Source organism: Pseudoalteromonas sp. HF66, from assembly GCF_011806445.1.
Classification (GTDB): domain Bacteria; phylum Pseudomonadota; class Gammaproteobacteria; order Enterobacterales; family Alteromonadaceae; genus Pseudoalteromonas; species Pseudoalteromonas apostichopi.
The window spans coordinates 88,016-109,609 of the sequence record NZ_JAATOU010000013.1 but is presented as its reverse complement, the minus strand read 5'-3'; the positions used below and the strand labels follow the sequence as shown (position 1 = coordinate 109,609).

General features: G+C 41.9%; 18 protein-coding genes. 10 read left to right on the top strand and 8 right to left on the bottom strand.

The window, feature by feature from the left end:
* Nucleotides 1-28: 28 nt before the first annotated feature.
* Complete coding sequence (locus HCZ11_RS13795; protein ID WP_130050580.1) at nt 29-1,135, bottom strand: phosphoribosylaminoimidazolesuccinocarboxamide synthase; 1,107 nt, start codon at nt 1,133-1,135, stop codon at nt 29-31.
* Nucleotides 1,136-1,352: 217 nt separating this feature from the next.
* Here HCZ11_RS13795 and HCZ11_RS13790 point away from each other — a divergent pair, with 217 nt between their 5' ends.
* From HCZ11_RS13790 to HCZ11_RS13775, 4 genes are read left to right on the top strand one after another with little or no spacing between them, the layout of a single operon-like run.
* Complete coding sequence (locus tag HCZ11_RS13790; RefSeq protein ID WP_175580467.1) at nt 1,353-2,426, top strand: CDP-glycerol glycerophosphotransferase family protein; 1,074 nt, start codon at nt 1,353-1,355, stop codon at nt 2,424-2,426.
* 16 nt (nt 2,427-2,442) lie between these two features.
* Nucleotides 2,443-3,141: an ABC transporter ATP-binding protein gene (locus tag HCZ11_RS13785; RefSeq protein WP_130050579.1), complete on the top strand. Its 699-nt coding sequence runs from the start codon at nt 2,443-2,445 to the stop codon at nt 3,139-3,141.
* On the top strand, nt 3,128-4,438 hold the full coding sequence (locus HCZ11_RS13780; RefSeq protein ID WP_167658679.1) for an FtsX-like permease family protein: 1,311 nt from the start codon (nt 3,128-3,130) through the stop codon (nt 4,436-4,438). The genes HCZ11_RS13785 and HCZ11_RS13780 overlap by 14 nt, the downstream gene beginning before the upstream one ends.
* Before the next feature lie 8 nt (nt 4,439-4,446).
* Nucleotides 4,447-4,935, top strand: a complete 489-nt coding sequence (locus tag HCZ11_RS13775) for a DUF3299 domain-containing protein (RefSeq protein WP_130050577.1) — start codon at nt 4,447-4,449, stop codon at nt 4,933-4,935.
* 34 nt (nt 4,936-4,969) lie between these two features.
* Here HCZ11_RS13775 and HCZ11_RS13770 read toward each other — a convergent pair whose 3' ends face one another.
* From HCZ11_RS13770 to HCZ11_RS13750, 5 genes are all read right to left on the bottom strand, one after another.
* The gene (locus HCZ11_RS13770) at nt 4,970-6,367 is read right to left on the bottom strand and encodes an efflux transporter outer membrane subunit (RefSeq protein WP_167658678.1); all 1,398 of its coding nucleotides are present in this window, start codon (nt 6,365-6,367) and stop codon (nt 4,970-4,972) included.
* On the bottom strand, nt 6,360-9,500 hold the full coding sequence (locus HCZ11_RS13765) for an efflux RND transporter permease subunit (RefSeq protein ID WP_167658677.1): 3,141 nt from the start codon (nt 9,498-9,500) through the stop codon (nt 6,360-6,362). The genes HCZ11_RS13770 and HCZ11_RS13765 overlap by 8 nt, the downstream gene beginning before the upstream one ends.
* Before the next feature lie 2 nt (nt 9,501-9,502).
* Nucleotides 9,503-10,729, bottom strand: coding sequence for an efflux RND transporter periplasmic adaptor subunit (locus HCZ11_RS13760; protein WP_167658676.1), 1,227 nt, complete (start codon nt 10,727-10,729; stop codon nt 9,503-9,505).
* 74 nt (nt 10,730-10,803) lie between these two features.
* A complete protein-coding gene (gene mutM / locus HCZ11_RS13755) occupies nt 10,804-11,613 on the bottom strand; it encodes a bifunctional DNA-formamidopyrimidine glycosylase/DNA-(apurinic or apyrimidinic site) lyase (RefSeq protein ID WP_130050573.1) in 810 nt (269 codons plus the stop codon).
* An 11-nt stretch (nt 11,614-11,624) separates the two neighbouring features.
* Complete coding sequence (locus HCZ11_RS13750; RefSeq protein ID WP_175580466.1) at nt 11,625-12,116, bottom strand: hypothetical protein; 492 nt, start codon at nt 12,114-12,116, stop codon at nt 11,625-11,627.
* A gap of 151 nt (nt 12,117-12,267) precedes the next feature.
* On the opposite strand from HCZ11_RS13750, the gene HCZ11_RS13745 reads away from it, so the two are divergent.
* The gene (locus tag HCZ11_RS13745; RefSeq protein ID WP_130050571.1) at nt 12,268-13,194 is read left to right on the top strand and encodes a manganese-dependent inorganic pyrophosphatase; all 927 of its coding nucleotides are present in this window, start codon (nt 12,268-12,270) and stop codon (nt 13,192-13,194) included.
* Between the two features lie 69 nt (nt 13,195-13,263).
* Here HCZ11_RS13745 and rlmB read toward each other — a convergent pair whose 3' ends face one another.
* Both rlmB and rnr read right to left on the bottom strand, forming a co-directional pair.
* Nucleotides 13,264-14,010 carry a 23S rRNA (guanosine(2251)-2'-O)-methyltransferase RlmB gene (rlmB, locus tag HCZ11_RS13740; protein WP_054561023.1) on the bottom strand — a complete coding sequence of 249 codons (747 nt, stop codon included), beginning with the start codon at nt 14,008-14,010 and terminating at the stop codon, nt 13,264-13,266.
* Entirely contained in the window at nt 14,007-16,487 is a 2,481-nt protein-coding gene (gene rnr / locus HCZ11_RS13735; RefSeq protein ID WP_167658675.1) for a ribonuclease R, read from the bottom strand. Before rnr ends, rlmB begins: the two co-directional genes overlap by 4 nt.
* A gap of 181 nt (nt 16,488-16,668) precedes the next feature.
* Here rnr and HCZ11_RS13730 point away from each other — a divergent pair, with 181 nt between their 5' ends.
* The 5 genes from HCZ11_RS13730 (at nt 16,669) to HCZ11_RS13710 (ending at nt 21,521) form a co-directional block, all read left to right on the top strand.
* The gene (locus tag HCZ11_RS13730) at nt 16,669-17,517 is read left to right on the top strand and encodes a DUF350 domain-containing protein (RefSeq protein WP_167658674.1); all 849 of its coding nucleotides are present in this window, start codon (nt 16,669-16,671) and stop codon (nt 17,515-17,517) included.
* Between the two features lie 20 nt (nt 17,518-17,537).
* Nucleotides 17,538-18,356, top strand: a complete 819-nt coding sequence (locus tag HCZ11_RS13725; RefSeq protein ID WP_167658673.1) for a hypothetical protein — start codon at nt 17,538-17,540, stop codon at nt 18,354-18,356.
* Nucleotides 18,346-19,872: a polyamine aminopropyltransferase gene (locus HCZ11_RS13720; protein ID WP_368484054.1), complete on the top strand. Its 1,527-nt coding sequence runs from the start codon at nt 18,346-18,348 to the stop codon at nt 19,870-19,872. The genes HCZ11_RS13725 and HCZ11_RS13720 overlap by 11 nt, the downstream gene beginning before the upstream one ends.
* 87 nt (nt 19,873-19,959) lie before the next feature.
* Nucleotides 19,960-20,826: a DMT family transporter gene (locus HCZ11_RS13715; protein WP_130050567.1), complete on the top strand. Its 867-nt coding sequence runs from the start codon at nt 19,960-19,962 to the stop codon at nt 20,824-20,826.
* Nucleotides 20,823-21,521, top strand: a complete 699-nt coding sequence (locus HCZ11_RS13710) for a glycerophosphodiester phosphodiesterase family protein (RefSeq protein ID WP_130050566.1) — start codon at nt 20,823-20,825, stop codon at nt 21,519-21,521. Before HCZ11_RS13715 ends, HCZ11_RS13710 begins: the two co-directional genes overlap by 4 nt.
* Nucleotides 21,522-21,594 lie beyond the last annotated feature (73 nt).

Sequence of the window (21,594 nt, the reverse complement as noted above, 5' to 3'; positions counted from 1 at the left end):
AGAGCATAACTAAGTTAAAAAACAGCAATTAATCGTGCTTAATTAAGCCGTAATCGTTATCTAATATAGCGATGACTTCACTTCGTGGATCGCTTGGAATAGTGATTTTTTGCCCAATAATTTTACTCGCAATACCAACGTAGGTATCAGACACTTCAAGCATCACTGATTCTGGCAAGGTGTAGTCTTTAGCAAGCTGCTCACGCTCGCCCATACGGTCTTTATTTAATAACACATCGCTGTCTGGCACGTTATTAATTAATAACTGGCGGAAACCCTCTTTTGAGTTTTCAATGATTTTACCGTCACGGTAAGCTGGGCCATCCCAAATACGTGATGAATCAGGCGTGCCCACTTCATCAATGTAGATAAGCTTATCTGAACCATCAATGTCTTCAACATAACCAAATTCAAATTTAGTATCGACAAAGATTTGGTCTAGCTGTGCAAGTTCATCACTAATCAGCTTGAAGCCTTCAACAAGTAATTGCTCATATTTAGCAACATCATCTTCAGACTTAAAGTTAAAAACAGCTAAGTTATTCGTGATGTTTTCACGGGTAATGTTCACATCATCTACTTCAGGAATGTCAGCAACACCTGTGATAATGCCTTTCGTTGATGGCGTGATTAACACTTCATCTAGCTTTTGATTCGCAGCTAAGCCCTCTGGTAAATCAATACCGCAGAAATTACGGGTGCCTTTTGCATAATCACGCCACATGCTGCCAGTAATATATTGGCGCGCAATAGCTTCTACTTTTACAGTGCTTGCTTTACGTACAATCCATACATAAGGATGAGGAATATCAACGATATGATTACCAGCAAGACCTGCTTTATCAAATAACTTAAACCAATGAGATGCCACTGAGTTTAATGCAATGCCTTTACCTGGCACACCATTTAAACCGTTTTCACCTTGCCAAATACAATCAAACGCAGAAATACGGTCAGAAATAACCATAATAGCTAGCTCAGTTCCTTTTGGAACTTGATAACCTTTTTCATTAATTAAACGAGCGCTGTCTTCATCAGTTAACCAATAAACTGAACGCACTTTACCGCTGTGTACTGCACCTTTAGTACGGATCGGTAAATCATCGTTTACGTCTAAAACTTTATAGCTAGTCATGCTATCTCCGAAAGTATTTGGCATGCTCTTGTGAGCACATGTATGGGATTGGGGTTATGGCCGCCTATAATAATCTAGACGCCTTGAAAGCTCAATCATTGCCCGATTATCTACTTACAATTGACCGCACCAAATACAATAAAAACTTAATTATTCTGCAATTTTGCTGTCATAAACAATATTTCGTTATAATATTGCCTCGCAATAGGAGGTTTTCTTGGATTACTTAGCAGCTACAAAAGAAAAAAAATACTTAATGTATATTTCGCAAAACTATTCGTACGCGATTTTGCGCCCATTACAACGGGAGATTTTAGCGCGTGGCGGTGAGGTTAAGTGGTTTTTAGAGGGTGATGAAGTAAATAAGCATTTCTTGCATCCAGATGAATCTAGTTTAGAAACTATAGAAGATGTCATCCAGTGGCAGCCGAATATTTCATACATCCCAGGAAATGTCATCCCTAACTTTATACCCGGAAAAAAAGTAGCTGTCTTTCATGGATTTAACTCTGGAAAACTAAATAGAAAAGGGTACGAAGATCATTTTAATATTAGAGGCTGCTTTGACCTATATTGTACACAAGGCCCTAATACAACTTCTAGATTTGAGGAACTAGCTGAAAAGCATGGTTTCTTTTTAACTAAAGAAACAGGTTGGCCTACTCTAGATCCATTATTTTCAAAAATAGACAACAATCCATACGTAGATGAAGGCGATAAAAGACAAACTCTTTTAATTTGTTCAACTTTTTCTCGAAATCTCTCTCTAGCACCTAAATTATACGAACAAATTAAAGCATACAGTGAGCAAGGTAAGTGGCGAATTTTAATGCAATTCCACCCAAAAATGCCAAGCGAGCTTGTTGATAAATACAAGGCTCTACAAAACGAAAATCTAACCTTTGTAGAGACAGATAATGTATTACCGCTGTTGCAAGCGGCGGATGTCATGCTGTGTGATACTTCCTCTATATTGCTTATGTTTATCTTACAAAGAAAACCTGTCGTGACTTTTTGTAACCAAGCACCTGGAGAACACCTTATAGATATCACTGATGCCGATAAGCTAACTGAGGCAATTGATTATGCTTTCACACGACCACCTGAATTAATGGCTAAAATTGAACACTTTTGCCAACAGTTACACCCGTATCAGGACGGCTTATCGAGTCAACGTGTACTTGCTGCAAGCAATGAATTACTATTGAGCAATCCAGCACTTAAGCCAAAACCACGTAATTTTATTCGTAACTTTAAAATGCGTAGAAATTTAAATTACTGGCGATGGTAACAATTGATAGGTCGTTATGATCACGCTTGCAAACGTGCTATTCAAGTGGCACACAAAACAACCTGAGCCAACGATCAATATTACTGAATTACATATTGATCAAGGCGAACATGTTTTTCTTCACGGCCCGAGTGGCTGTGGTAAATCAACTTTATTATCACTGCTCGCTGGTGTTACAGTGCCAACACAAGGGAGTATTGAACTCCTCGGTAAAGCGATAAACCAATTTAATAATAGTAAACGAGACCGTTTTCGTGCCGATCATATAGGCTACATTTTTCAAAACTTTAATTTACTCCCTTATTTATCGCCTATTGAAAATGTGACCTTGGGGTGCCAGTTTTCAAAGCAAAGGCAAAAAAAAGCATTAGAAAATAGTACAACAATAACAGCAGAGGCAAGCCGCTTACTCAGCGCTCTAGGACTAAACGATACCCTGCAACATCAAGCTGTTGCTGAGCTTAGTATTGGTCAGCAGCAAAGAGTTGCCGCAGCACGAGCCTTTATTGGCAGCCCTGAAATTATCATTGCAGATGAACCAACTTCAGCACTCGACACGCAAAATCGCCAAGCTTTTGTAAAGTTGTTATTTGAGCAAGCAAGTGCGGCTAACAGCACGCTGGTGTTTGTTAGCCATGATGAAACTCTACAAACACTATTTAGCCGTAGTATCAGCCTTGTCGATTTACAAGGAGGTACACATGCTACTCGTTAAACTCGCCGTAAAAAGTTTATTAAACCGTAAGGCCAGCGCCCTACTCACATTATTTACAATAGCCATTAGCGTAATGTTACTAATGTCGATTGAGCGCGTTCGAGTTGATGCTAAAAGTAGCTTTAGTAATACAATTTCGGGCACTGATTTAATTGTCGGTGCTCGTACCGGTGACATTCAACTGTTGCTATCTTCGGTGTTTCGTATTGGTCATGCTAACAATGGCGTGAGCTGGAAAAGTTACCAATACATCACTGAACAACGTGGTGTTAAATGGGCTATTCCTATGTCGCTAGGCGACAGCCATAAAGGCCTTGCTGTACTTGGAACAAATAAAGACTATTTTGAGCACTATCGCTTTGCTAAAAAGCAGCAGCTAAGCTTTTCACAAGGTCATGCATTTAATCATTTGTTTGAAGTGGTATTAGGTGCAGAGGTTGCCAATACCTTAGGTTATCAGCTAGGCGATGAAGTGGTGATTGCTCATGGTATGGGCAATACCAGCTTTCATAATCATGACGATAATCCATTTAAAGTGGTCGGTATTCTAAAGCCAACAGGTACACCTGTTGATAAAACATTGCATATTCCGCTAGCTGCAATTGACGTAATTCATGGCAGCCATTCGGATCAGCATGAACCAGCCCTAACAGCTACAGACGACCACGACCACGACCACGACCACGACCACGACCACGACCACGACCACGACCATCATGATGATGTTGATCTCGTTGGTACACCAAAACAAATAACCGCTTTTTTACTTGGCTTTGATTCACCGCTTTATACCTTACAAGTGCGTCGTAATATCAACCAATACAAAGATGAAGCACTGCTTGCCATCATGCCAGGTGTTACCCTGCGTGAACTATGGGAAATGCTTTCTATCGTGGAAAAAATCTTGCTGTTATTTTCTATTGTGGTGGTACTGATCAGTTTACTTGGCATGTTAACGAGTCTCCTTTCTAGCCTTAATCAACGCCGCAGGGAGCTTGCTATTTTGCGCTCTGTAGGGGCCAGACCATGGCATATTTTCACTTTGATCAGTGTCGAGTCTTTACTCATAACAGGGCTCGGCTGTGTTGTTGGCACCGCTTTGTTCTATGCTTTAATGTTGCTCGGCGCAGATTACTTGCAAAGTCATGCCGGAATAAGCCTAAATATAGCTTTATTGTCATCCTATGAACTCATGTTATTAGCTGCGATAATGGTCGCAGGCTTTATTGTTGGGTTAATTCCTGCAACCCGCGCGTATTTCTACTCTCTTGCTGATGGCATGAGTATTAAAATTTAAGGAATGTTATGCCGTTTTTTCGAAAATTCGTCGCTTTAGTCGCATTATTCGTGTGTGTAGCTGCTAATGCTGGCGCTCCAAAAGAAATCTTCTGGGAAGATTTAATTCCAAAAGGTCATGTACAAATCGACACTCAAGCACAAGCAAACCATGAAGGTAGCGAGCAAAACTGGGTTCAACCTGACCTTGATGCGCCAGTAGTTAAAGAACTTGATGGTAAATCAGTGAGTTTACCAGGCTTTGTTGTACCACTTGAAGGTGACAGCGAAGTGATCACTGAATTTTTACTCGTACCTTATTTCGGCGCATGTATTCATGTACCGCCGCCACCGCCAAATCAAATTGTGCATGTCACCATCAAAGGCGGTGTACCAATCGAGAGCCTATACGATGCGATTGTAGTGACAGGTGTTATCAGCACAGAAACTTGGTCTGGTGACATTGCTCAAGTTGGCTACAAGATGAAAGCGGTGGGTGTAGCACCATTTGAGTTATAAACTTTAAAGAGCATGCTGTAGCATGCTCTTTAAATTAATCAACCACCTTTTCTTTTTCTAATTCCTGATCGCTCAATTCATACCATCCGCCACCAAGAGCTTTATAGAGGGTTGCTAAGCTTTGTAAGCGATTATTTTTCGCTTGTGATAAGGCGATTTCTGCCGAAAATAACTGACGCTGCGCATCCATTAAATCAAGGGAACTGGCAACACCATTGCTATACCTAAGACGTGCTAATCGATAGTAATCTTGACTACTGAGCACCAAACTTCGTTGCGCATCATAGCTTTGCTCTGCCGACTGATAATTAGATAGCTGATTGCTCACTTCTTGCAGTGCCACCAGCACTGTTTTTTGATATTTAATACTGGCCTGGTATGCCCGCTGTTCCGCTACCGTTAAATTTGCCTGATTGCGTCCCATATTGAATATTGGCATTAACAACTCTGAACCTAACAGCCAAACCTGCGAATTACTGGCGAGCAAATCACTAAAATCAGTACTTTCACTGCCAAGTTCAGCATACAAATTAAGTTTTGGAAATAACGCTGCTTTTGCGACACCAATCTCAGCCATTGCCGCTTGCCATTGATACATTGCTTGCTGCACATCTGGCCTGCGTTTTAGAAGCTCGCTAGGTAACCCTGTTGGTAGTTGCTTAGGAAGGGTTTGCACAGATAACTCATTGCCACCTTGCACATCGGCATTGGCATCACCAATTAAGAACTTCAACTGATTAGTAATGCGCCTTTCATTATGCTGCAAAGGTGGGATTTTAACCTTCGCTGATTCAAGTTCAACTTCAGCTTGGCGCTGCTCTAGCCCAGAAATAATGCCGCCCTTTTTGCGAATACGCGCAATTTCAAGCTCTTTCTCGCGAAGTTTAATTGTACTCAGGCTGATCTTTAATTGCTCTTCAACTTCTTTGAGGGCAAAAAACTGCTGCGCTACATCAGCAATCAAGGCTAACTGCAACGCAGTTCTAGCTTGTTCTTGGCTATAATAATTTGCCAGTGCGGCTTCGCTTGCGCGTCGGTTGCTGCCAAATAAATCTAGCTCCCAGCTTAAGTAACCTTTTAAATCAAACGTGTTTTCTGGACTGCTATTAAGCTCTTCTTCCCGCTCCGAGGTGAGACCTACATTCACATCAGGCCATAAGGCTGCATCAGCAATCCGATACCGAGCACGCGCTTCAATAATTTTCGATTGTGCAATTAACATATCTTGATTATTGATCAGCGCTTGGCTAATCAGCTTTTGCAAATGAGGGTCGCTATAAATTTGCTTCCAGCCTGCTAAAGCCTCCGACTGAGGCGTAGCTGTTATCCCCATAAAATTAACAACTTCACTATGTTCAGGTACTTCAAAATCAGGCCCTACAGCACAACCTTGAATGCAAGCGAAACAAAGCAATGGCAACAGTTTATGCATCAACTTGCTCCTTTACTAATGCTTTATAGGCCGCTGGTGTTTGCTGTTTTTTTACAAAGCGTGCTGCGGTAATAAAAAACAGTGGCACTAAAACGATGCCGATAGAGCTTGCTAATAACATACCTCCTAAAATAGGCATAGATACCGACTGCCGACCAACTGCTCCGGGGCCAGATGCTAGTACTAAAGGCAAAACACCAAGTACAAAAGAGGCTGCGGTCATTAAAATAGGTCGAAACCGTGAACGGGCCGCTTCTATCGCGGCATCAGTGGCATTCATGCCTTCTTGATAAAGCTGGTTTGCTACTTCAACAATCAATATAGAGTTCTTAGCAGCAAGGCCTATCAAAGCAATAAAGGCAACTTGAAAAAATAAGTTATTTTCGTGCCCCGTCATTAAGGTCAATACAGAGGCCCCTAACATGGCAATGGGGCTTATTAGTAGTACAGCAAACGGCAAGCTCCAACTTTCATAGAGCGCTGCTAAAAATAAAAATACAAACACGATAGCAAGAGTTATCGCGATACCAAGCTGACCCGATGAGCGAATTTCTTGATAGGTTAAACCGGTCCATTCATAACCAAGGTTAGGTGGGAGCTTTGCCATTTCTTCTTTGATCACGTTAATTACATCACCCGATGCATAACCCTCAGCAGGCGATACATTCACCATCGCACTAGTAAACATATTAAAACGGTTTATCGCAGAAGGACCGGTTGTTAAATTAAGTTTAGCAAGCACATTTGATGGCACCATAGCGCCATTCTTTGAACGCACATAAAATTCATTGAGGTTTTCAGGGCGTGCTCTGAATTCATCTTCGGCTTGGACTTTAACCCGATAAACCCGGCCAAATAAGTTAAAATCGTTGATGGTTGAAGAACCTGTGAGAACTTTCATGGTACTGTAGACATCCGCAATCGGCACTTCTAATGCCATGGCTTTTTCTCTATCTAGCTCTAAAAACAGCTGAGGTACTGAGCCGCGCAATGAGCTACTTGCTTTAGCAACTTCAGGACGGTTATTTAAGTTAGCGAGCAGTACCTCTAGCGACTCAACCAAACTAGTTAAGTTACCACCCGTTTTTTCTTGTAATGCGAACTCTACACCAGATCCGGAACCAAGCCCTGCAACTGCTGAGGGTTGAAACACATTAAACTCCGCATCAGGGATAGCATACAGTTGTTTGCGAATATCATTCATCACACTTGTAACACTAAAACCTTGTTCTGCACGCACTTGCCATGGCTGTAAAATGACTTCCATTTGACCATGTGATTGCGCACTCCCAGCACGGCGGTTTTCCCCTGCTAACGTGAATGAATAAGCAACCCCAGCATGGTTCATAACAAATTGGTTTGCTTTACTTATTACCTCATTAGTACGTGAAACCGTTGCCGCATCTGGCAAAGTAATATCAACAAAAAAGCGCCCTTGATCTTCTTGCGGCATAAAGCTGCTAGGTAGTTGGCTAAACACAAAATAGCAGCCTCCTACCATAATAAAAAAACCAATATAACTACGTTTTGCTTTTTTTGAGCATACCTTAACAAGCCATGTATATTTTTTACCCACACTTTCAAGCCAGGTATTAAACTTAACAAATATCTTATTGTTTGAGGGGGGGCTAGGTTTTAAGAAAACCGCACATAAAGCGGGGCTCAAGGTTAAAGCAACTAAGGTTGAAATAAGCACCGCAACCGTAATTGAAATCGCAAACTCTCGATACATGATGCCTGTAATACCTGCTAAAAACGATACAGGTACAAACACCGCAGCAAGTACTAAAGAAGTTGCAACAATTGCCCCAGAAAGCTCTGTCATCGCTTGCTTAGTCGCAGCAACAACATCCATATTTTGCTCATTGATCAACCGCTCAACACTTTCGACCACCACAATAGCATCATCAACGACTATGCCGATTGCCAATACCATGGCCAATAAACTGACATTATTAATAGTAAAACCAAATGCTGCCAAGGCGATAAAGGTGCCCACTATCGACACCGGCACAGCTAAAGCAGGTATCAAGGTCGTTCGCCAGTTTTGCAAAAATAAATACACCACTAAAATCACTAAGATCAGCGCTTGAATAAGGGTATTGATCACTTCATTAATCGACAGTTTGATAAACTCAGAGGCATCATAAAATAACTGCCATTTCACTCCTTTCGGAAAAGCCTCGCTCAGTCGTTCCATCTCAGCCTTAACACGCTCAGTAACCGCTAATGCATTAGAGCCTGGTAACATATAAACCTGCAAAATAGTTGCTGGCTGTTCATTTAGTTTTGAATTTAAAGTATACGCAGAGGAAGCTAGCTCAACCCTTGCGACATCTCGCAAACGGATCATCGAGCCGTCGCTGTTAACTCGCAGCATAATATTATTAAACTCATCAACCTTATTAAGCCGGCCTTGTGCTCGTACCGGAAAGTTAAGCTTAATTGCATCGCTCATTGGTTGTGCACCTATCTCCCCAGCAGCGGCCTCTTTGTTTTGCGCTTTTATTGCTGCGGTCACATCATTCACGGTTAACTCGTAGCCCGCTAAAATATCGGGCTTTAACCATACCCGCATAGCATACGAACGCGAGCCGGTGTTACGCACTTTACCAACCCCCGGCACACGCTTTAAAGCCGCCTCAACATTGATGCTAGCGTAGTTACTCAAATAGATTTCGTCATAGCGAGGGTCATCAGAGGTCAGTGCCAGTTTCAATAGCTCAACCGAACTTTCATTAGAGACATTCACTCCTTCAGTTTGCACATCAACCGGTAAATTACTGCCAGCTTGGCTTGCGGTGTTTTGTACATCAACAAGGGCGAGATCTGGGTCGGTGCCAACATCAAAGGTGAGTGTAATTCCAACGCTGCCAGAGTTAGTTGCCTTTGACTCCATATACAACATATTCGGTGTGCCATTTAATTCTTGCTCAAGAGGAATGGCTACCGACTCAGATGCTGTCTCTGCCGTTGCGCCAGGGAATGAAGCAGACACTTTAACCGACGGCGGAGCAATATCTGGGTATTGATCAATCGGTAGGGTAAAAAGCGAGACCAAACCTGTAAGTAAAATAACTAACGAAATAACGATAGCAAACACTGGGCGCTTGATAAAAAAGTGCGAAAACATAGTTAAGCTCCCTGCTGATTTTTTTCATCATCTTGTTTGTTTGGTTTATCTGGCGCCAGTGGAATATTGTCAGTGTTAGGCGTTATTTGGCGTTTTTCAAACTCTTCTAAAGAAATAGCTTTAACTTGCTGGCCATGGCGAATGCGATGCAAACCTTTAACCACTACTTGCTCACCAGCACTCAAGCCACCGCTGGCAACAATTCCCTGTTCACCGTAATGTTCAACGACAATAAAGCGCCGCTCTATCTCACCTGAATCAAGCACGACCATCACATAAATACCGCCCTGTTCTACTTGTGTAGCTTCCTCAGGAGCGACTATAGCATCAGTTAGCTCTGATAATTTAATGCGTGCTTTTGTATATTGCCCAGGTAGCAATTCACTGTTTGGGTTAGGCAGTTTTGCCCGAACTTTGAAAGTACCAGTTTTAGGGCTGATTTTAGGATCAGTAAAGCTCACATCGCCCCAATATCGATACTCGCTGCCATCAGGCAAAGAAATACGTACAAAGCCTTCTAGCGCCTTGCCCTTTTGCTCGGCTTGTAGCTGCTCCATCATGCTGGTCATGCGCCGCTTGGCATTCAAGTAATCAAGTGCCGACATATTAAAATTAACGAAAATAGGGTCTATTTGCTGAATGGTGGTAAGGAGTGAAATACCATTACTGCCGACCAAAGCACCGAGATCGGCTTCAGAACTGCCAACCATGCCGCTAATTGGTGCCGTAATACGGGTATATTCTAAATCGAGCTTAGTTTCTTCAAGTTCAGCTTGGGTTGCTGATAATGACGCTTGCGCTTGCTCTTGAATAGAAATTGCATTGTCATAGTCGAGTTGGCTTGCTGCGTCTTGCTCGTAAAGGGGTTTTAGACGGGTAACATCTCGCTTTGCTTTAGCAAGTGCCGCTTGGTCTTTTTGAAGTGCAGCTTTAACGCGATTAAGCTTAGCCCGGTAAGGCCTATCATCTATGGTATAGAGTAAATCACCTTCGTTTACCCAGCTACCTTCAACAAACTCAACGCTTTGCACAAAACCAGTAATCCTCGCTCGCACTTCAACATCAAGCGAAGCATCTGTACGTGCCACGTAATTCCCATACAGAGGCACATCAAACTGCTTAACCTCAGCAGTGACCACTTCTTCAACGATAACTTGAGGTTGTTCTTTAGAGCAACCTACCAGTGCCGCCAAGTACACACATCCTATGACGTATTTGTTTAATAGCATACAACCTTCTCATTCCTTAAGCCTGTCTCTATCTTGCTACCTGTTGCAATACTACATAGATGAAGGGTTCATTGTTATTTTTGACAATTAGAACAATACACTGTGCTTCTTTGTCCTAATCTAATTTCTTTTAATGGTTCTTTACAATTTACACATGGCTCACCCTTACGACCATAAACCAGCAATTGCTGGGCAAAATAACCAGGCTTACCATCACTTTGGGCAAAATCTTTTAACGTTGTGCCGCCTTGCGTTATAGCTGCAGCAAGTGTTTCTTTAATAATAGGCACTAATTGCTGATAACGCTTTAAAGACACCTTGCCAGCTTCTCGTTTAGGATGAATTCCAGCCTTAAATAACGACTCATTGGCATAGATATTACCCACGCCAACCACCACAGCGTTATCCATAACAAACTGTTTAATAGGTACTTTTTTATTTCTAGACTGCTCGTAAACACGCTTTGCAGTAAACTCATCTGTTAGCGGCTCTGGTCCGAGCTTGGTCAGCAAAGTATGGCATTCACCTGGCGCTTGCCATAAGCAAGCGCCAAATCGACGCGCGTCGTTCAGCCTTAATGCTTTACCGGAGGCTAAAATAAATTCAATATGATCGTGTTTTTTTAATGGTTCATCAGCACCCACAACACGTAAATTACCCGACATACCTAAGTGCAAAATTACACTACCTAGCTCACAACCAAGTAATAAATATTTTGCTCTGCGCTCCACTGAAGTAACTTTAAGTCCTTGTAATTGATATACATCATCAGGCACTGGCCAACGCATACTGGCGTTATGAATATTTACTTTGGTCACTGTTTGGTTAAGCACATGCGGCGTTATTCCCAAACGGCTAACTTCAACTTCTGGTAATTCAGGCATCTGTGACTCTCTTAAAACGGATATAACGGAAATAACTTAGTTGCATCAGCTTGTTCAAGCTCAAATACCCGTTGTAATCGCTTATCTAATAAATAGTATTGCTGATCTATATTGTACAATTGGTACACTGCAGGCAACTGCTCCCCGGCTAACCACACTGAAGCAACATAATCAGCCGACGTCTGTGAAATTTTACTAACAGGAAGACTGGCAATAGTTAGTTGCTGATGCTGCCACAGCTCAACAAGTTGCTCGAGCTGCTGTTCATCGCCTTGCCAAGTGATTTCTTGTAGTGACTGGCTACGCCAAGAGGTGCCGATACGCTCAATTTTTAATTCTGGAAAGGCCATTGCTAAAATGAAGCTTTGCTCTGGGAGTAATGCTTGTACTCCTTCTTCAACGGGCTGTGTATTGAGCTTTTTATGGAGGCCATTGAAGAAAAAAATCATCAATAGCATCGAAATAATCACCACATTATTCCATGCTTTTCGGCTCAAGCGCATCAGTATCTTCCTCAGTTTTCAATATCTTAAAGTGTAACCAAAAAGGGCATTAATTGGCAGTTGTAATTGATCAACAAAATTTCATGTCTGTTATGTATCAATCTGTCGATACTTTGCTAAAATATCCGCCAAATTTAAAGGAGTTCCGTCAATGTCAATGTATGTAGTGGGTCATAAGATCCCTGATTCAGATTCAATTTGCGGTGCAATTGCGCTTGCTTACTTAAAAAACCAGATCAATGAACCTGCGATCCCGACGCGTTTAGGTGAAGTATCGCCTGAAACACAATTTATTCTAGATAAATTCGGTTTCGAAGCACCTGAGCTAAAACTTAGCTATGCAGGCGAAGACGTTTATATTGTTGACCACACAGAAAAAACACAAGCACCTGATGACATCGATGAAGCACGTGTTGTGGGTGTTGTTGATCACCACAAACTAGGCGACTTAACATCGTCAACACCACTTGAGTGTTGGATCCGCCCAGTTGGTTGTTCAAACACTATCATCAAAATGATGTATGACTTCTACAACGTAGAAATTCCAAAAGATATCGCTGGCATCATGTTATGCGCTATCTTAAGCGACACTGTGATCTTTAAATCACCAACATGTACAACGGCAGACATCAAGTGTGTTGAAGCACTTGCTGAAATCGCTGGCATCGAAGATTTCAAAGAGCTTGGCATGGAAATGTTCAAGGTTAAATCAGCTGTTGAAGGCACTCCAGCACGTGATTTAGTTATGCGTGACTTTAAAGACTTCAACATGAACGGTAAGCTAGTAGGTATTGGCCAGCTAGAAGTTATCGACCTTGCTGTATTTGATGAAATCAAAGCAGACCTTGAAGCTGACATCGCAAAGCTTAAAGAAGAAGGCGGTCGACACTCAGTATTACTACTGTTAACTGATATCATGAAAGAAGGCTCAGAAATGCTAATTTCGTCTGATGACGTATCAGTAATCGAAGCTGCCTATGATGCTAAATCAGAAGATGGTCGCGTTTGGTTAGATGGCGTATTAAGCCGTAAGAAGCAAGTAGTACCACCACTACAAGGCGCTTTCGCAAAAATCTAATCTAAACTATTAGATACAAAAAAGCCGATGTATCATCGGCTTTTTTTGTGTCTAAAATTTTCGCGGTAGTTAGATTTGCGTTGCATTACGCTGACGTAACACTTCAAATAAACAAATACCGGTCGCAACTGACACATTTAAACTAGATACCGAACCAGCCATTGGGATTTTAACTAATAGATCACAATGCTCACGAGTAAGGCGGCGCATACCATCACCTTCTGCCCCCATAACAACAGCCATTGGCCCAGTTAGATTTGCATCGAATAACTCAGTATCAGTTTCACCAGCAGTGCCAACAACCCAGACACCTGCGTCTTTAATTTCACGTAACGTACGCGCAAGATTAGTGACTTGTACCAATGGCACTGTTTCGGCTGCACCGCACGCTACTTTACGCGCTGTGCCGTTGAGTTTTGCAGATTTATCTTTAGGAACGATGATCGCGTGTACGCCAGCAGCATCAGCACTACGTAAACATGCACCTAAATTATGCGGATCAGTAATGCCATCAAGCACCAATAAGAAAGGCGTTTCTTCACGGGCTATGATCTCATCAAGATCTTTTTCGTTATACATACGCGCCGCTTTTACATTAGCGATAATGCCTTGGTGCTGCTCACCATTTGCTTTGTTATCAAGCGCTTTACGCTGCATAAATTGTACAGAAATACCGAATTTACGTGCTTGGTCAATAACCGGGTTTAAACGTTTATCTTCACGCCCTTTTAAAGCGTATATTTCTAAAAAGCGCTCAGGCTCTTTTGCTAATATTGCTTCAACTGAGTGAAAACCAAAAATTAATTCATTACTCACGTATTGTTTGCTCCTCGGCTACTTTGTTTGCGGGCATTCTTACCCGGTCTTTTTGCCTTTTTGGTGGCTTTTTTCTTACTCTTCTTCTTGCCAGTTTTTACAGCATCTGCTTGTTTACTATTGGGCTTTTTTCGCCCTTTAGAAGAAGGAGAAGACTTGCCACGTTTTTCGTTCTCTTTGTCGCCTGATTTTGCCTCAGGGCGGCTAGATTGTGCTTTTTTACCAGGAATTTTACCTGCTTTAAGCTGTGCACGAACACTTGGTTTTGACGATGCACTACGACGACGCGCATAACGGTCTTGTTGCGCTTCACCGGCTAACACTAAATTTATGCGTCGCTCATCAAGACTTACAGATGAAACCTGAACCGTTACTTTATCGCCTAATCGAAAAACGCTGTGTGTTTGTTCACCAATTAAGCAATGCTTAGCACCATCGTAGTGGAAGTATTCATTACCTAAATTGGTTACATGGATCATACCGTCAATTTGTAAGTCGTCTAAGCGCACAAATAAACCAAAGTTAGTCACCGATGAGATCACCCCACCAAATTCGTCACCAACATGGTCTTGCATATATTCACATTTGAGCCAATCAGCTACTTCGCGAGTTGCATCATCTGCACGGCGTTCAGTGGTTGAACACTGCTCACCTAAAATATCAACTTCGTCATCAGTGTATGCATATTCACCGGATGTTTGCTGACCTTGTGCTTTAAGCACTGCTTTGATTGCACGGTGTACTACCAAATCAGGGTAACGACGAATAGGTGATGTAAAGTGCGCATAGGCCGGTAAAGCTAAACCAAAGTGGCCAATATTATCAGGCTGATAAACCGCTTGCTTCATCGAGCGTAGCAACATGGTTTGAATAAGCTCAGCTTCTGGGCGGTCGCCTAGTTTTGCCAACACTTGGGTGATTTCTTTCGGTGTTGGTTCATCAGAAATCGCACTTTCGATGCCAAGCTCTGATAAAAAGTTTCTGAAAAAGCCAAGCTTTTCAGCATCAGGCTCATCATGCACACGATAAAGCGCACTCGCCTCGTGCTTTTCTAATAAACGTGCTGCTGATACGTTCGCTAAAATCATGCACTCTTCGATAAGTTTGTGTGCATCATTACGAACCACAGGCACAATTGATTCGATCTTACGATGTGCATTAAACACAAAGCGCGTTTCTAAGGTTTCAAACTCAATCGCACCACGGTCTTGGCGAGCAGCTTTAAGTGCCATGTACATTTGCTGTAAGTCAGTTAAATGTGGCACCATTTGGGCGTACTCTTCACGCAGCTTTTCATCGCCTTGTAAAATCGCATTCACTTTAGTGTAGGTAAAACGAGCGTGTGAATTCATCACCGCTTCGTAAAATTTATACCCAGACAACTTACCCGCTTCTGACACCGTCATCTCAGCAACCATACATAAACGGTCAACTTCTGGGTTCAATGAGCACAAGCCATTCGATAGCACTTTTGGCAGCATCGGAATAACTTGCTCAGGGAAATAAACTGAGTTACCACGTTCAATCGCTTCTTTATTCAGAGGCGTATTCATACCTACGTAGTGCGACACATCGGCAATAGCTACCCATAAACGCCAACCACCTGATGGTTTGCGCTCACAGTAAACGGCATCATCAAAGTCTCGGGCATCTTCACCGTCGATTGTAACTAGCGGTAAGTCACGTAAATCAACGCGACCTTGCTTTGCTTGTTCATCAACAAACTCACCTAAATGAGCAACTTGCTTTTCAACCGCTTCTGGCCAAACGTGGGGAATATCGTGATTGCGTAGTGCAACTTCAATTTCCATACCCGGTGCTAAATGCTCACCTAGTACCTCGGTTACTTTGCCCACTGCATTCATATGTCGGCTTGGATTTTGGGTAATTTGCACCTGCACCATTTGGTTGTGGCGCGCACCATTTTCACTACCCGGTAGAATCATAATATCTTGCGTTATGCGTGGGTCTTCAGCCACGACAACAGCAATACCATGCTCAACAAAATAGCGACCAACAATCGGGGCCCGTTCATTGGTCAGTACCTTAATGATACGTGCATCGCATTTACCACTTGAGCCTTTACGATTGCCTTTAGCAAGCACAATGTCACCGTGCAACACCATATTCATTTGGTGCTTTGCGATAAACCAATCTTTACTCTCACCTTCAACTTCTAAAAAGCCGAATCCGTCACGATGACCAATGACCTTGCCTTTAACAAGGCCTGATTCATCTATCAACGCGTAGCATTTAAACTTATTGAAATACAGTTGACCATCGCGCTCCATAGCACGTAAACGACGTTTAAACGCAATTTGACGCTCTGTATCATTCACTTGTAATTCATCACAAAGTTGCGTGAAGTTTGCTGGTTTGGCGCGAGATTCTAAGTGAGTAAGTATAAACTCACGGCTAGGGACGGGGTTTTCGTACTTTTCTTGTTCTCGACTGAGATTTGGATCCTGTTTTGACATTCACTATCTTGTTAGTTGGTTATGTTGTTATTTTAACCCATAACCTAACAATGAGACAGGCAAAAGCTATGAAACTTTTAAGAAATTGATTAATTCTACCAAAAATGACGCTTTGATATTCTTTGCAATAAACACTCTGTGTTAATATTTTCGGAAAATAACAACAAGCTAACAAAATTATATGGATATTAACTTAACCCACTACCTATCAACTATGGCCTATAACAGCGCCTACATTGGTCTGTTCATTGCAATCATCGCCCTTGCAAAGCTATCGTATAATTTAGCGACCCCTTATAACACCACCAGCCAGTTAACCGATAATGCCAACAGTGCTTTAGGTTTATCTATTGGCGGCTACTTAGGGGCAATTACCATTATTTATGGCTTTGTTTTAGCTGGACCTAGCCAAGGTTTGCTAAGTGATTTAATGAATGTATCACTGTACAGCGTATTAGGTATGGTGCTGCTGACTTGCTCACGTATTTTAAATGACAAATTACTGCTGCGTTTGTTCTGTAACCAAGAGCAATTAATTAACCAACAAAACGAGGCTGTAGGCCTAGTACAAGCGGCAAACTATATGGCCGCGGCACTGATTATTGGTGGCGCATTAACCGGAGAAGGCAGCTGGTTATCGGCCATTGTGTTTTACTTTTTAGGGCAACTAATGCTGATCATTTTTGCCAAAGGCTATGATCACCTCACTGCTTTTAATCTTCACGAACAGCTCGAAAAAGGCAACAAAGCCGTTGCACTTAGCTTTTCTGGCACCATGTTGGCGTTAGCTATTATCTTGTGTCATGCGCTCATTGGTGGCTTTCATACTTGGCAACAGAGCTTAAGCTTATTCTTTATTGACGCATTATTTGGCTTTTTAATTTTACCAATTGTGCGTTACCTCGTTGATAAAATTATCTTTAGCAAAATTTCGCTCGACCAAGCAATGCACGACAAAAACACCGCTGTTGCGGTTATTGAAAGCAGCATTGCAATCTGTGTAGCTGTTATCATCACTATCGCTATTTAAGCTTATTTATGGAGTAATGGATGAACATCTATAAGCTTTTTATAATTGCCACTATCACATTTGTTGTTTGCTTAGTGATACGTGCAGATCTACAAGCGCCACTTATTAGTGGCCAATATGGCAACTTTAAAGACTACGACGGACAAGACAAAGCCTACCTATTTACAGTGCCAGAAGATGGCCAAATGATGCGCTTAGAAATAAAAGGCAGACTGCCTTTAAACTCATGGAAAGCCATTGATATCGAAATTTTTGACCCTGATGGTCACTATTTATTTAGTTACTCTGATGAACTTTGGGCTGAAACCGGACACGATTCAGATGGTAAATGGACTGAGTACCGTGACTATACTCACCACGATGTTCACTTCCCTAAAAAGGGACAATATAGCGCCTACGTCAGCAGTACTTTCGGCCCAAATAAACGTGCCGAACATTTCAGCTATACATTTCGTATTATTCCAATCAAAGGTAACAGTAATTTCATGCTTCCGCTGTTATGGATTTCTGGTTTCATTGGCGGTGTAGCGCTGTTTGTAATGCTGCATCGTTTAGAGGCAAAGCGTGAAGGAACTGATATCACTTATAAGCCAATCAATAAGTTAAACCCTGAAGCTATAAAAGCAATGGAATCACGTATCTCAGTTTGGCCTATTGTCTTACTGTTTTTAGCCCCCGTGCTCTTCTTTTCTTTCTTGGCATATGGCAAAGGTGACAAAGAGCAAGATTGGCAAGTTTACTCCTATCACCACCTCACGATAAGCGTTGATAAACAATTACGTGAACAAAGTATTGGTAGTGCAGGTTTCCGTTCACGAGGCGGCCCAGGTGGTAAATAAATCAATTCGCGAAAGCCACATTTTACTGTTTAGTATTTTTGTTGCTGGCCTTTGCTCTATTATCTATGAGCTACTGATTGCAACTACCGGTGCCTACTTTTTGGGTGATAGCATCACTCAATTTTCCCTGACAATTGGCGTATATATGGCGGCAATGGGAGTTGGCTCTTATTTTTCGCGTTTTGTGCCTGATAAGCCATTGCTGGTGTATTTTATTGGTTTTGAGCTACTGCTTGCACTACTTGGCGGCTTGAGTGTGCCATTACTGTATTTCTGTTATGCGTTTGGCTTACCACTGCAAGCAATTAGTATTTTACTCACCACGTTAATAGGGGTTTTGATTGGCTTAGAAATTCCGCTTTTAAGTCGCCTAATGGAAAAACATTATGCGCTAAAAGCAAACCTCGCCAACGTGTTATCTATTGACTACTTTGGTGCACTGCTCGCGACGTTACTGTTTCCTTTTTTATTTTTACCTTGGCTTGGGGTTTTTAAAACAGCCCTAAGCTTTGGCTTAATGAATCTGAGTATTGCGCTATTATTGCTGTGGTACTTTATCGACCATATCAGCCCAAACCGTCGAAAAGTACTGAGGCTCACTCTTGTTTTAGTTAGCTCAATATTGGTGCTTTGTTTATTTGCCAGTAAACAGCTCACCCATATTTGGCAAAGCCAAATCTACGATGACCGTGTTGTACACTCAGAACAAACGCCCTACCAACAAATTGTACTGACTCGTCATAAAGATGATATTCGGCTTTATTTAAACGGTGGCTTACAGTTTTCATCGATTGATGAGTATCGCTATCACGAAGCGCTTATTCATCCAGCTATGGTGCGTCATGGCAATGCAAAGCGTATTCTCATTTTAGGCGGTGGCGATGGCTTAGCAGCGAGAGAACTTTTGAAATACCCGCAAGTAGAGTCTATTACCCTCGTCGATTTAGACCCAGCAGTCGCTAGGCTTGCGCAAACTAATCACAACCTCACAACACTTAACAAGCACTCACTCAGTGACCCTAAAGTGACTGTTATTCATCAAGATGCCTATGTCTTTATTGAGCAAAGCGAACAGCTGTTCGATATTATTTTTATTGATTTACCGGATCCAAAAGCAATCAATTTAGCACGGCTTTATAGCCAGCAGTTTTATCAACTGGTAAAAACACGAATGCTAAATAACGGTATTGTGGTAACCCAAGCTACCAGTCCATTTTTTGCGAAACAGGCATTTTGGTCTATCAACAACACGCTCAGTGCTGCAGGCTTTGCTCATACCTTGCCTTATCACTTGAATGTGCCTTCTTTTGGTGAATGGGGCTTTGTTATGGCTTGCAACTTAATGTGTAGCAACCACCAAGTATTGCCTGTTAACACCCGCTATTACCGCCCTGAAAATGACGCACGACTGTTTATTTTTACTCCAGACATTAGCGCTAGCAATGAAAAAGTATCGACACTTGATGAGCCAAATGTGCTGCACTATTACTTACAAGGTTGGAAATATTGGAACTAAACGAATGGATTAGCCCATTTGGGGAGTTTACAAAGTAAAGGATTACCGTTAAAAAGAGAGTTAATAACAACAATAATAAGGTTTGTAATGCAGGCGCACAAACAAAGCCTAATGTACTTACACATTGCAGTACTCCTATTTGGTGGTACTGCATTATTCGCCAAGCTGGTTAGCCTGAGTGCATTAGATATTACCGTTTACCGAACAGCAATTGCAGGCTGTGCGCTACTGGTCTTACTCGCATTGCAAAAGAAAGCCATCAAGCTTCACTCTCGTCGTGATTATCTCATAGCCTTATTACTTGGTGTAACTGTCGGAATTCATTGGCTCACCTACTTTGCAGGCATGCAATTGGCAGGTATTGCTGTCGGTATGATTGCCTTTTTTACTTACCCTGTTATCACGGTGTTTTTAGAGCCTTTTTTTCATGGCAGCAAACCGCAGCTCAAGGATATTTTTAGCGCCTTGGTGGTGATGCTGGGTATTTATTTACTTATTCCTGATGCCAGCTTAGGCAATGATGTAACCTTAGGAATTGCAATTGGTATATTATCAGCGTTCTTTTTTGCTTTTAGGAATATCGTTCACAAGCGTTATTTTAGTCAATATGGTGGCCCACAAACCATGCTTTATCAAACGTGGATCGCCTGCATTATGTTATGCGCCTTTGTAGAAGTGCCGCCATTACAAGTTGATACAATTAATTGGCTGTTATTAATTACTGTAGGGGTTATTTTTACAGCAGCACCGCATTCACTGTTTGCAGCAAGTTTAAAAAACTTATCAGCTTCAACCGCTGGTTTGATATCGTGTTTGCAACCTCTATACGGTACGTTTTTCGCTTTTTTGATTTTGCATGAGCAACCTTCAATTAGCACTCTTATTGGCGGCGCACTGGTGATTAGTGCCGCTTTTTATGAAACATGGTCAGTGACTCGCAGGTATAAGCAATGATGAAAGTTTTCGCTCACAGAGGTGCCAGTGGTACCTACCCAGAAAATACCCAGAGCGCCATTATCGCCGCTGTAGACTTGGCAGTAGATGGTATCGAAATTGATGTGCAAAGCTGCCTTGATGATTACATGATTATTCATGACACTTGGCTTGATCGCACAACCTCAGGTCGCGGTAAAGTAAACGCCTGCTCAAAAGAGCAAATTCAGCAATACGATGCAGGAAATGGCGAATGTGTGCCGACTTTACAGCAAGCAATCGATTGGGTTGGTGATAAAACCCTACTTAATCTAGAGCTCAAACATACTTTTTCGTTAGACAAGTTTGTTGAGCTTATTGAGTCAAATGTCAGTACTGGGAAGATTTCTAGGGATAACCTGTTAGTTTCTTCGTTCGATCATCACCAACTGATGTGGCTAAAGCAAAAACTGCCTTGGGTAAAGATTGGCGCACTCACCGCTTCTATTCCTATTAATTACAGCGAGTTTGCGCAAAAACTCCATGCCTATAGCATTCATGTAGATAAAAACTTTATAAACCATGAATTTGTTGCTGATGCAAAACAACGCGGCCTTCAAGTTTATGCTTACACGGTCGATAAAGTAGAAGATATCGAATTAATGCTAGAGTATGGCGTAGATGGTATTTTTACTAATTTTCCATGTCATACACAAATGACACTACAGTCACTGTAACTCAACAAAACTAAGCTATACTGTTGAATTATGTGACATTGAATAATAAAAAATTACGCCAAAATGAATCAAC